At 53.4% G+C, this 12194-nt stretch carries 14 protein-coding genes; 2 read left to right on the top strand and 12 right to left on the bottom strand.

Annotated features, from left to right (window positions below; translation table 11 throughout):
• Nucleotides 1–18: 18 nt before the first annotated feature.
• Genes KSX81_RS03475 through KSX81_RS03425 form a run of 11 tightly spaced genes read right to left on the bottom strand, consistent with a single transcriptional unit; the run spans nt 19 to nt 9518 of the window.
• Nucleotides 19–1818 carry a hypothetical protein gene (locus KSX81_RS03475; protein ID WP_217718275.1) on the bottom strand — a complete coding sequence of 600 codons (1800 nt, stop codon included), beginning with the start codon at nt 1816–1818 and terminating at the stop codon, nt 19–21.
• 8 nt (nt 1819–1826) lie between these two features.
• Nucleotides 1827–2108 carry a hypothetical protein gene (locus KSX81_RS03470; protein ID WP_004301295.1) on the bottom strand — a complete coding sequence of 94 codons (282 nt, stop codon included), beginning with the start codon at nt 2106–2108 and terminating at the stop codon, nt 1827–1829.
• Between the two features lie 23 nt (nt 2109–2131).
• Entirely contained in the window at nt 2132–2962 is an 831-nt protein-coding gene (locus KSX81_RS03465; RefSeq protein WP_004301296.1) for a M23 family metallopeptidase, read from the bottom strand.
• A 24-nt stretch (nt 2963–2986) separates the two neighbouring features.
• The gene (locus KSX81_RS03460) at nt 2987–3652 is read right to left on the bottom strand and encodes a hypothetical protein (protein WP_008759633.1); all 666 of its coding nucleotides are present in this window, start codon (nt 3650–3652) and stop codon (nt 2987–2989) included.
• Between the two features lie 14 nt (nt 3653–3666).
• Complete coding sequence (locus tag KSX81_RS03455; RefSeq protein ID WP_008759634.1) at nt 3667–4350, bottom strand: hypothetical protein; 684 nt, start codon at nt 4348–4350, stop codon at nt 3667–3669.
• Nucleotides 4351–4364: 14 nt separating this feature from the next.
• Entirely contained in the window at nt 4365–5054 is a 690-nt protein-coding gene (locus tag KSX81_RS03450; protein WP_004301299.1) for a hypothetical protein, read from the bottom strand.
• On the bottom strand, nt 5035–5532 hold the full coding sequence (locus KSX81_RS03445; protein WP_004301300.1) for a PH domain-containing protein: 498 nt from the start codon (nt 5530–5532) through the stop codon (nt 5035–5037). Before KSX81_RS03445 ends, KSX81_RS03450 begins: the two co-directional genes overlap by 20 nt.
• Nucleotides 5529–6917, bottom strand: coding sequence for a toprim domain-containing protein (locus KSX81_RS03440; RefSeq protein ID WP_004301301.1), 1389 nt, complete (start codon nt 6915–6917; stop codon nt 5529–5531). The genes KSX81_RS03445 and KSX81_RS03440 overlap by 4 nt, the downstream gene beginning before the upstream one ends.
• Before the next feature lie 3 nt (nt 6918–6920).
• Nucleotides 6921–8498, bottom strand: a complete 1578-nt coding sequence (locus KSX81_RS03435; protein ID WP_004301302.1) for a hypothetical protein — start codon at nt 8496–8498, stop codon at nt 6921–6923.
• 16 nt (nt 8499–8514) lie between these two features.
• Nucleotides 8515–8739 (bottom strand): hypothetical protein, encoded by a 225-nt coding sequence (locus KSX81_RS03430; RefSeq protein ID WP_004301303.1) that lies wholly within the window; start codon nt 8737–8739, stop codon nt 8515–8517.
• Between the two features lie 20 nt (nt 8740–8759).
• Nucleotides 8760–9518, bottom strand: coding sequence for a DUF4099 domain-containing protein (locus KSX81_RS03425; RefSeq protein WP_004301304.1), 759 nt, complete (start codon nt 9516–9518; stop codon nt 8760–8762).
• A 219-nt stretch (nt 9519–9737) separates the two neighbouring features.
• On the opposite strand from KSX81_RS03425, the gene KSX81_RS03420 reads away from it, so the two are divergent.
• The gene (locus KSX81_RS03420; protein ID WP_217718277.1) at nt 9738–10391 is read left to right on the top strand and encodes a M23 family metallopeptidase; all 654 of its coding nucleotides are present in this window, start codon (nt 9738–9740) and stop codon (nt 10389–10391) included.
• Between the two features lie 5 nt (nt 10392–10396).
• Here the strand turns inward: KSX81_RS03420 and KSX81_RS03415 are convergent, their stop codons facing one another.
• On the bottom strand, nt 10397–11671 hold the full coding sequence (locus KSX81_RS03415; protein ID WP_055236229.1) for an ATP-binding protein: 1275 nt from the start codon (nt 11669–11671) through the stop codon (nt 10397–10399).
• A gap of 284 nt (nt 11672–11955) precedes the next feature.
• Here KSX81_RS03415 and KSX81_RS03410 point away from each other — a divergent pair, with 284 nt between their 5' ends.
• The gene (locus tag KSX81_RS03410; protein ID WP_004320520.1) at nt 11956–12180 is read left to right on the top strand and encodes a hypothetical protein; all 225 of its coding nucleotides are present in this window, start codon (nt 11956–11958) and stop codon (nt 12178–12180) included.
• Nucleotides 12181–12194 lie beyond the last annotated feature (14 nt).

Raw genomic sequence — 12194 nt, 5'->3', positions numbered from 1 at the left:
CTTTTATTGTTCATGGAATTATTGGATGCCCCGTGTACGCACGACCGTTTCCCGCTGTCCGTCATCGTAATTCTGCGAAGCGATATGGCGCAACTGGTCGCTCTTGGCAAGCACGGCGTTCGCCAGCGTGTTCAGCGGCAATGCCCCTGCACGGTAAGCCTCCGCGACGGTCGGCGTGAGCTGGATGGTACAAGGCACACGGTCTATCGTGGCGATGAGCGTACTGCCTTGCAGTACCGGGTTCACAATACGGGGATTGAGCGGTTCATCGGGATAACGGCGGTACTGGTTCTCCGTCTGTTCGGCAGCGGACGGCATGGGTCGCCCCAAAGCCTCGTGTCCCGCCTTGTTCAGCAGGTTTGCGCCGCCCAGACCGACAAGGAGCATCTTCAGCAGCGGGTTACGCACGAACAGACCGGCCACAATACTCGCTATCGGCAGCAGGTTGTCCCCAAAGCGCAACGATTGTGTCTTGCCGGTAAAAGCCCCCAACAGGATGTCGGGCAGCATGGCCATGACATATCCGAGGTTGCCCGTGATATCGCCCAATCCCTCTAATCCCAACGTACTGAGCAATCCGCTCCATCCGTTCGTGTTGGTCTGCACAGCCTCTCTCTCTTGCTTTTCTTCCTCACGTGGAATAACCACCTGCCGTTCCTCTTTCTCCACTTTTTCCCTCTGTTCCGTCTCCGGCTGCGTTGATTCCTTTTTGGCAGTTACAGCCGTTGCATTCTTATATTTCTCCAAATGCTTCAAATAGGCTTCTTCCTGTCCGGGAGCGACGATGAGCGGCACATCCTTGTACCGTTCGGCACGTTCATTCTTCTTTTCAGGGTGTCCGGGTATTTCTGGCATTTGGAAAGGGGTAAACTTTGGTGTCTGCATCCACTTCGGGAAACTGAAATCCATCACCGGTATTTTCTTCTTCAACCGCTCGTTGGCGGCCACGATGAGCGCACTGTCACCCGTCTGTACCGTTGCAGCCTCCTTGCGGAAGTCCGTAAATACGTTCCGTTCGCTGCCGAACACCCCTTTGCTTATACACTCTTCCACAGAAAGCGTATCAGGCTTTTCAGGCTCGAAGCGTGAGGCGACTGCCGAGATAGCCACGTCCGCCCCGACAAACTTCGCCAGTGTTGCCCACGAACCCACGCCTCCCATCATCACGGTATCTGCCGTTGCGCCCAGTACCCGACCCGCGCCTTTTTCCCATCCTTTCGGACGGTAGGCGGCTTCGCCCCGTGCCTCGATTTCCACAGCAAGCGGCGAGCGGTTGAAGGTCTGCGAAAGTCCAAGCAGGCTTGATTCTGCGGCTTTGCGGATGATGTAGTCGGCTGACGATTTCGGCATACGCTCCTTGACCAGCCGGTCGATCATCAGTTCCTCCACCCGGTAGTCCATATAGGCATAGGCAAGGTCGCCGCCTAATTGTTCCGACAGTTCATCGTAACGCTTGCGCCCGATTTCCTGCACGACAGTATCGCGCCATTGCCCGGCCATGTATGCGAGGTCTTGCTGTATCTCTTTGGAGCCGGTAATCTCCGCCTTGCACATTCCGATATAGTCCTCCGTTGTCTTCGAGTTCCATTCGCCCGTGACCTTGAGTACCTGGTACGGGTCGCCCATCGGCTGTGCCGCAGACGCCATCGCGCTGAGTATGCCGCCCAAAGAGGTGGAATACTCCCTCATTTCCTCGCCCTGTTTCTTCGTGAGGTAAGCCTGTGTCTTCGACATGACGGGCGCAAGGTGGCAGTGGAAATAGTCGCTCACGAGGCGTTCCATTTCTGCGAATTGCCGGCTATGTTTGATTCCATCCATATTGTGTATTATATATTTATCTGTTTCAATAACTGTTCTTTCGTCTGCTCGATGGCGTTGTGGTAAACCTCCATCTGCCGGGGAAAGAACTCTTCCAGCCATGCGTCCTTTTCGATGTTGTCCTGCATGAACCGTATCGCCTGCTCCCGTTCGATTTCGACGGATGTCTCGCCCTCTTCCCTGTTGTTGAACCATGCCTTCGTCCACCAGCGCACACCCGCCCGGTCGGGATAGACCGTGACAAGCCTCGGTATGTCGAAACTCTGTATGTCGATGTCCAGTTCCGCCAACGGGTCTATGATGCCGCCATAGGTCAGGGCTTCGTCATGGAGTTTTTTTTTATGTCACTGCCCGCAGTGGAGAGGTACACATCATGCCGCAGGGCGAGGTAATGCAGGAAATCCGCAATCAGGAGGTTCTGCACCTTGCAGGCCAGCGGCATGGCCTTATGTCCCAGTCCGAGCGGATTGGCCATGCTCGGCATATTCTCGTAGAAATACTCCTTCATCGCACCCACCGTGAAGATGTGGCGTAGCGACTGCTCCGTATTTCGGGGCAAGGTGTATGCTCCATGCCGCAAATCCTCCATATAGTGCGGCAGGAAGCGCAGCATCAGTTCCTCTATCTCTCTCTTATCCCGGTCATAATCGGTTCCCAGTTCCATCTCTACACCGGAGGGATAGTCGGTTTCGTGTCCGCCGGCCTGACGCATTGCCTGGATATTCCCGTACAGCATTGTCAAGAATTCCAACGGATTCAGTTCCTCGCCCTTGAAGCGGACGGTCATGTGCAGTTTGTCACCGCTCAAAGCTACCGTCTGTCCGGCCTTTACACGCTGTCCGAATTGGGCGAAGACATTGGACAGGTTTCCGTATGTCACCTCATATTCCCCGTAGCGGATGGTCTGGCAGATGCCGTGTCCGGAATCGTTGCCCACGCCCGACACAATGCCGCTGGCAAGGGCGGAAAGCATATAGCACCGCACGTTGAAGTCAATGCCGTGATGAAAGAATTTCTCGCCCGTCACCGGGTCGGTCTGTTCGCCGTAGCCGAGCGACAGCTCCACGTCTTTGCCCTGCTGTTCCTCGAAAGGCATACAATAACCGCTATCGGATTGCAGGATCATTTCTTCTGTATATTTCATGCTGTTTCCATTTTGATTCGTATTCTATCTTCTCATTCCTCCGCCATGTGCCTGTTCCCCTGCCGAAAAGTCAGGTGTACGGGTACGTTGCACGTTTTCTGTCTCCGGCGTGCGGAAGACACCCGCATTGTTGCCGATGAGCATCATGCCGAGAAATGCGCCGGCAATCTTGCCCAGCCAGCCGAAGCGTCCGAATATGAGGAACGCCGCCGCAACCAGTCCGGCGATGCTCAACCCTGACACGTTGCCGCTGCCAAGGTTGCGGAAAAAGTTGCCGAACATATCAAGACCTCCGCCACCGGAGGCCTGTCGCAAAAAGTTCGACACGCCGTTCAGTTTGTTGTCGATGCCGGTTACCGCACCGCTGACCGAACTGACGGCTTCTCCGGCCTTGCCCGTTAGTTCACGCACGCCGTCCGCCGTGCCTGCAATGGTATCCGTGACGGATTCGCCCACAACGGCATCGCTCACGATACGCACCACGCTTTTGTCGGTGGTCAGCTTCTCCCAGCCCACATAACCGACCGCACCGCCGATAGTCGCTGTCTTGACTGCCTGTCCTGCACCACGCAAGGTCTGCGAAGGGTGCAGCACTGCCTTACCCATACTTTTGCCGGTAGCCGCCGTTGCCGTACCGACACCTTTTGCGGCCTTGCCGCCATATTTCAATAGTGTACTCCAAACGCCCATACATTGTCTGTTTTTTAAGGTCTTACATTTCTTCCAATCTGCCGCCAGCGTCGCTTGGCAGCTTCCACTATGTCCCGTTTGCCGGCCACCGGACGTGCTCCCTCGTCGATTTCACGCCAGATGTCGCCCATTGTCGTGTACTTCACCGCCTTGGTCAGCCGTTGCAGTTTCTTGTTCATCATCTTGAGCTTCGGACGGATGCCGAATACGATTTCCATGCGCTCTTTCTCCGTCATCTTGTTGTCCGAAAGGCACGCCATGCGGATGTCGTTCACAATCTCCACGCTGTTCATGATCAGTTCCCGGTAAATCCGGTTTCGTTGCGTGGAGAGGGCGACGGCCAACGCATGGGAGCTGTTCCGGCTCACCTGTCTGGTAAAGTCACCCATGTTATCCGTCAGCTTCGATATTTCGTGATAGAAACCGTATATCTGCGCCGCGTAGCAGACTATCGACCGGAAAGAGTCCAGATAGCTGTTGAACTCCCGTTGCAGGTCGGTCGTGGCTTTCACTTCCTCTTTCGTCCACAGGTGTCCGGTGGTCTGCATCAGCATGACTTTCTCCTGGTTCTTCAGCTCCTTTTCCGCCTTGTCGGTATAGAGCAGGATCATTCCGGCCAGTACAGGGTCGTTTTGCGCCCGTGCCTTGCCGATGCCGATGCACAACAATAAGATGCCTATCCAAATCGTCCGTTTCATTGTCAGTTCCGTTTTTATCGTGCGAGGACGGCAGCCCTGCGCCAACGGGTCATGGCCATCCGTGCCGCCTCCCCATTGTTGCGGTCGAGCATCCCGGCCGTCACATTGTTCCACATGTCATTGAGGGTATAGTATCGTATGCTCAGGTAGAGCAGGTGTAGCTTCCGGCTGAAAGCCGAAAGTTTGTCGTTCAACGCCCACAGGGTCTTGCTGCGTTCCGCTCCCGTGAGCATATTCTCTTTGCCGCCCTTGGCCACTGCGTCATTCAGGAGTGTGAAGACCGATACCAGTTCCGTTGCCGTCTCGATATAGAGGTTGTTCATGCTTATGGAGGCAATGATGCCCTGCGGGTTGTTCCTGATGGCGTTGCCCAGTTTCCCTAACGTGAGAAAGATTCTCACGCCGTCGTTGTAGAGGTGGGTGCAGGCTTTCAGCGACGAAGCGTAGCCGCTTGCCGTCTTGAGATAGCTGTTATATTGCTTCTCCCATTTGTGAATGCGGTTGAACTCGGCGGCGATGCTGTTCTGCAGCATCGCTGTCTTCGTCTGACCGTTTATCTGTTTCTCTATCTGGTCATTGATGACCTCGTTGCCCTCGGCCAACGCCATCCATTCCAACGGATTGGATGCCGTGATTTGTGCTTTCGCCCAGTGTGGCATCATGCAGACGGCAAAAATGACCAGGCTAATGATTCGTGATTTCATATATTCCCTTTTTTCGTTTGTTATACTCGACCCGTTCCCGGATAAGCGTTACCACATCGAAGTTGTGTCTGATACCTACCAAATCAAGCCGGGGCGTATTCCTGTCCATCGAGAATATGCGTACCGTCTTCAATCCGCAAAGCTGCTGCATGAGGTTTTGGTGTTCCACAAAGTCCACGATACGGTATTGTTCCATGTAGTCCGTCTTCCGGGACAGCACCCCATGCCTGCTGATAAGCTGCTCGCTACCGATGTGGTAGCGTGTCCGGCGCAGATAGATGAAACGGTACAGCAATACCAAAGCAAGCAATGCGGCAACCGATACGGCAAGAGCTGTCAGAGGCAGTCCCTCCATGCCACCATACACCCATGCTGCACAGCACAATACGATTGCGGGCAGCTCGTCGATAACGAACTGTCCGGCGTGCGGTTGCAGCACGATACTTTGGAAATGTCCTGTGGGTGCATCGGTCATCATCGGCGAAAGTGTGTTTGTTGTTCCTCTTCCGGTGACTGTTCTCTCGCCTGTGTCTCATCGACCGTCTCTTCCTGTTTCTGCTCGGCCAAAAGCTGTTCGTTCCAGTCCTTGTTGGGATAGGTAGGCTGTTCACGGACAAAAGAGGCGTCATTCGCCTTGTCCAGACCGAGGAACTCCCGCAATCCTTCACGGAACTCCTTGTAATTTCCGTTCATGATATCCGTCTGTTCCCGTATGTCGTCCGGATGGCACAGGCCGCTCGAACGCATCGACATGGCTTCTTCCCATGCGGATTCATATTTCCCGTAGCTCGACCGCAAAGCGTCGGGCAACAGGTCTATGTCACCTTCATCGAGGTTCTTGCCGTCAGTAACGGAATCCAGATAAGGCTTCCGCTCCGGTGTCTCCTCGATGGTGGAACGGACAACCCGGTACATCTCCTGTTGCAGGTTCTTGGCAAACTCGATTCCCGCAAGGTCGGTATCGAAACAGATGTGTTGCTTGGCAGGAAGCGAGAGCGTGAGGACACCCCGCATCTGTTCCACCGTCGGGTTACCGCCGGTAGATATGAAGACCGCTTTCCGCAAATCCTTGTCGTTGGCCTGATGAAGCTGGTAATAGGCCATCGCGTCGTATGCACTCTCGAACCAGTAGATATGCTTGGCTTCGGTAAGCGTAGTTTTGGCTGGGCTGGCAATCCATAACCCTTGGCTCGAATTGCTCCCTTCCGCCTTCCCTTTATAACTGCCGCTGCCATCCATGCGAGGGCGGCCTCGCTCTTCCAGACCGACAACCTGTCCCGTATCTTTCGGAACGGTCAGCGGAAAGGCGAGGTTGGTGTATTTCATGCCGTCCTCACGATGCTTCGTCGCCAGACAGAAGTTCCGATGAAAGGCATACTGCGTGTAAAGGTCGATGCCCCGATGCTTGAAGAACGGATAGAACTTCTTTTGTGTCGCCCGATCCTGCGGATTGAACTGGTGAATGTCGTAATCCGCCATGTCAAACGGCTTCACATCCCGTTTAGGCTGGATAATCCGGATGTCCCGGTCAGCGACGGGATGGTTCAGCAACCGGTTACAGACAAGGTTTACCAGTCGGTCGGGAGACACGCCTGTACGGTATTCCGCAAAAAAATGCGGATGCTCCTTGATAAAGGAAATGATGTTATACGACTTCTGCTGTTGCGGTTTGAAACAGCATTTCCCTTGCTGCGTGACAATGAACTTGTCGTTGCGGATGCGCCGCCCCTCGCTGTCCAACCGGACATACGAGGGATAGCGCAGGCCGTCGCGCCGGTTCAGGTGATAGCCCGCGTCGATAAGCACGTCCTGAATGTTCAGCCTGCGCAGAAAATCGTCATAAGTCAGTTCGCCCTCTCTCATGGTTTACCTCCCCATTCTCATATCATTGATTTCACGGTTCATCTCTGCCTCGAAACAACGGATGGCCATATCCCTCGGTGTATCGACCCCCAGCTTGATGTACGGGCGTGGCGGACCGCCGAAACACTCGCCGTAGAACTCCGGGGCATGGCAGTGATGGTGGATGCCGTGCGCGACACCCGCCGCGACTACCGTACCTGCGGTGAGGGCGGCAAAGATTTTCGTACCGAGCCCCCGTTGTGCTTCCGGGCGTGTTTTCATGTCCACTTCGCTGAAAATCTTGGAAAAGAGCTTCATCCGGTGATAATCATCCACAGCAAGGAACTTGTCGTAATCCCGTTGGGTTATCTCATGGCTGATAGCCTGACCGTCGATAACAGCGGTCATCCTGTATTTCCCCTCGGTTTGTGCCGGTTGAACGGCTATCTGGCTCACTTCAACTTCCCGCCCGTGCTTCTCTTCCCGATACCATCCCTTGTTTTCATTCAGAAACTGGAGGTCACGCCCGTCCACTGCCGCACCGACATAGCCCTGTATGGATTCCTCTTGCTGTTGCAGCGAGGTTTCCACCGGCATGAAAGCCTCCTGCTCCTGCCGTTGGCGTTGTTCCAAATCCTGCTGTACTTCGGGATGCAGGCCGATAGCGATGCGTTGATCGCTGTTGAGAGCCTCCATCGTCACTTTGTCGGAAAAGTCAGCCCCGATAATGCCGTTCAGCAGTTCCAGACGTTTTTCTACGGGTTGTTCCTCGATGGGTGCGGCAACCAGTGTCCTCACTTCCTTTTCCGTCAGGTCATAGACCATATCGGCTTGGACGCTTTCCGACTGCACAGTCAGCGTCCGCCTTTCCGCATCCACGACAAGACCGTGCGAGGCAAGGCACTCCGCCAATTTCTCGTTGGAAAAATAGACCGGAGAGGCTATAAGCTCCTTGTACGACCGTGCCGGTTCCCCGCTGCGCGGACGGCTGACCATCGGCGTGATGACCGCCTGCAAGTCCTGCAGAACGTCCCGTTGCTGTACGGGTTGCGCCTGTTGATGCCCCTTGTAATAGAATCCGTAACCGCCCGATTGCAACTCGCCGGGCTTCATGCGCCCGTCGGGACGTTCGGGTACGATGGACGGCCCCGGAAAGAACAGTTGGCCGCCGACCCTGCGCAGGTGCAAGCCCCACTGGTTGCGTGGCGTCCAGCCGAGGAACGGCGGGGGCATTCCCATCCGTCCCATGCGACCGTACTCGCCGATGCCGATGCGGTAGCCGTGCAGCCCCATAGCCACACGCCCGTTGGCATTGCGGGCATGGACGAAGTTCTTGGGCATATAGAAGTCTTTGCCCACGATGCTCGTGAGCACGTTGTAGGCTTTCTTGTTGGCCGTATTGGTTCCCCAGTCCGTGAGTGCCAACATCTGACGTTCGCTTATCGGATAGACCAGCAGCGGAGAATTATGCCCCTGCACAATCAGCCGATACCCTGAACCATCAAGCGCAACATGGGCTTGCAGGCCGTTACGCATCAGCATATTGCGCATTTCGGGCTGCAAGTCCATCTGCCGGGGATTGGTATTCGTTCGTATCGCCATAGTCGGATTGTTTTCGTTATGCGTCGCCGCGTTCCATTGCTGCCTCCAGCTGTTCGTCCTTGAAGCGGACAAACTCGGCAGCGGATTCGTTGCCGACAGCAAGCCCCTTTTCCTCGCAGTAACGGGCGTATTCCTCCTGCCAGTCGGCGGAGAAATGATTGACGTAATCGAGCCAGCCGTATTCGCCGCTCTGCATCTTCCCGACAAGTACCTCTTCGGGATAATATTCGTTTTGTGCCATAATCTACGGATTGATTGTTTTTACTTGTGGAGGGCTGCCGCACGGTTGCGTTCGCCGCTCTTCTTCTGTTCGTTCCACAACTCCTCGGTGTAGTCCTCTTCCGAAACGTAGTCAAGGTTGCCGTCATCGTCCATGATCCAGCAACCGTAGCACCCGAAGGTGTATTTGTCCCACTCGCGCTTGGGCTGGTTGCGCCATTGCTGCGCGTCGCCCGAACAGAAGCGGATGCCGGTCTTGGCATGAAGGTCTATGCCCACTGTAGCAGACTCGCCGTCCACGACGACCGTCAGCGGCTCGCCGTGCTGCATCCCGTTTACCTCCACCGCACCGAGGCGCATGACCTCGGCCAGCACTTTCAGGTTGCGTGCGATGATGGGCGTGGGGACATACATCACCTGTTTCGTCTCGGTGTCAATCTGCACGAAAGCCTTGCTGCTCCGGCCGTCCGCCATTTCCACGTCGGCGACAATCGCCTTGCCGTCGAGCAACTGTTTCTGCTGCGCTTCGTCATACCGTTCCAACGGAGAGGATTTCAGTGCCGGATAGAAGACCACATCCACCTGACCGTTGTCCATGCGGATAAAGGCAAAGCGGCTACGGCTCTCTATTTGCCCGCCATGCTCGTCCGTGACACGCACGGGAAGCACGGGAGAATGCCGACCATCGCAGATGTCGTCCAACACACGCATCGGCAAATCCTCAATCATCTCCCGTGTGAGACCGAATCGTTCCAGTGTCGGAAAAGGTAATTCATCAAATTCAATCTGAACTTTTTTCATACTATATTCATATTATAAAATTGTACTATACAAAGATAGAGACATCTTATTATGACGGACAAAAATACAGCTATATAAATGGTTATAATATGCTGTTTTTATCTTCATTAGTACGATTATTCAATTCAAATCGTACTAATAGACGCAAAATATCAAACCAATACAAGAAATGACGGCTGTTTGTTTCCGACATGAAAACTCCCGTTATAACTTTGCCGAATGAGAAAAATTTTACTGATAGCAATATCGGGTGTTTCATTCTGCACGATGCCCGCTCAGGCGCAGTTCAACACGATTGCCAAGACACCAGAAAGATACAAGGTAGAAGCCTTGCAGGAGGGTATGAAAAAGCCGGAGCCGACACCCGAAAGCATGGCTCCTGTACAGGAGACTTCGACAAAACCTGCCGATGAAAGTAAGAAGTTGTGGATTGACCGTTATCTCAGTGTGTCTTATCCATTGCAGCGCATCAGAATTACATCACCATACGGCTACCGGAAAGACCCGTTTACCGGAAAGAGGAAGTTTCACGGCGGTATCGACCTGCACGCACGGGGCGAGCAGGTATTGGCCATGATGGAGGGGGTGGTCGTCAAAGTGGGACAGGACAAGACGTCCGGCAAGTATGTGACACTGCGGCACGGAAATTACACCGTCAGCTATTGCCACCTTTCACGGGTGCTGGCCGCCAAGGGTACGGTAGTCCGTCCCCGCGATGCCGTCGGTATTACCGGCTCGACCGGACGAAGTACAGGCGAGCACTTGCACGTCACCTGCAAGCTAAATGGCAAGAATATCAATCCCTCGGTTCTCTTCGATTACATCAAATCCATGCAGCAGGAGTGTGTGTCGGCATTAGCTGGACTGTTATAGGGCTGTTAAGCCAACACCTCGTCCAGGTGACTGTAATTCAGAAGTTTGATTTCTCCAGCAGTATTTTCGAGTGTACCCGCATAGGCCACCGCCTTACCCAGTATGGTTTCTTTGACCCAGCCGTCCATCTGTTTCAACGCCTTCTCGAAGTCCGCATGGTAGGTCATCGCCGACTTGATTTCAATACCGTATAGCCCCGAATGTTTTTTCAACAGCAAATCGACCTCGTTCTGGTTCGAATCCCTGTAAAAATAGAGGTTGCTTTCCTTGCCTTGGTTATAACGCCGCTTCAAGGCTTCCGTTACGATGAAGTTCTCGAACAACGCCCCACGCATCTTGTCCCGTGCAAGCTGTTCCGGCGATTCGATGCCGAGCAGGTGACAGGCAAGCCCTGTATCCGTAAAATAGAGCTTGGGAGTTTTAGTCAGCCGTTTGCGTGTGTTCTCGAAATAGGGAGGTAGCAGGAAAACAATATAAGATGCCTGTAAGACGGACAGCCATGCCGTAACGGTATGTGAACTGACACCGATTTCGTTGGCCAGTTCAGAGGCTTTGAACAGCGATCCGATACGTCCGGCGCAAAGCCTGATGAATGTGTGGAACTGCATCATGTCCTTGATTTGTAGCAGGTCGCGCACGTCCTTGTCCAGATAGGTTTTCATGTACGCCGGATAAAGAAATTTGGGTATGTTACGGCCCGAATAAATGGCAGGGTAAAACCCGTTAAACAGCAGGTTGTCAAGAGGCGTATCGGTGACCTGCTCCCGTATTTCGGAGTATGACAGGGGGAGCAACTCGAAAACGGCGGTACGTCCTGCCAACGACTGCGTAACCTTTTTCAGCATGGCAAACTGCGAACTGCCCGAAAGGATAAACCGCCGGTCGGCATCATTGTCCACCATACCCTGAATATACGACAGCAGGTTCGGAGCGTTGTGTACCTCGTCGAGAATCATGCCCTCCGTGTGCTGGTTCAGAAAAGCGACCGGGTCGTTTTCGGCGAAACTCCGGACATCAAGATTTTCCAACGAGTAATACGGCAGGTGTGAGAACAAGTTGCGGAGCAGCGTCGTCTTTCCGGACTGGCGCGGTCCTGTTACCGTAATGACTGAAAAATAGCGGTAAGCCTCTTCTATCACGGCGGATAGCTCCCTGTGGATATATTTTGTCTCCATACTGTTTATGCAATTTTGAAATACAGCTGCAAAATTACATAAAATACAATACGCCGCAAATTTTTCAGGGTATTTTCTCACATCCCAAGCCGTTTTTTCTATCATATACGACTCTTCTTTTTTACAAAATCCTTGCTTTTACCGGCAGGTCATTCTTTACTCTTTTCGTCGGCGAATGTAGGACGAAGCGCATAATCGCCAAGCCGCATTGCATTCGGATGACGAAAACAGACTGTTACACGGTCGGTTTTCTATCCGGGTTTGGCTTATGATGCCACAGCTTCATCCTCTGGCTGCCTCAAAAAGCTGAAAACAAACCTGCACGGCAAACGAAAGCAGGGAAAAAGAAAAATCAGCATGATAGTTCAACCAATTAAAAGTAAACAAGTATGGTAGAAGAAATTAGACAAGACGACAAAGTGATATTATCGAGCGAAGACGGTTTTTCCGTCCCTATGATTTTCAACAACCTTTGTGGAAAGAATTTCATTGGCAAAGAATACAAGGACTATATCAGGCATATAGCCTTTGAGGAAATGGGACTTAAGCCGGGCATCGTGTCCCATTATCGGGACGGTGTTCTATATAAGAACGGCACAATCCCGGAACTTTGAACAGGTAAACCAAA

The sequence above is a fragment of the Bacteroides sp. MSK.18.37 genome (assembly GCF_019129155.2).
GTDB classification, from domain to species: domain Bacteria; phylum Bacteroidota; class Bacteroidia; order Bacteroidales; family Bacteroidaceae; genus Bacteroides; species Bacteroides ovatus.
Note: the sequence above shows the minus strand (reverse complement) of the source record. Positions and strands in the feature narration are given on the sequence as shown.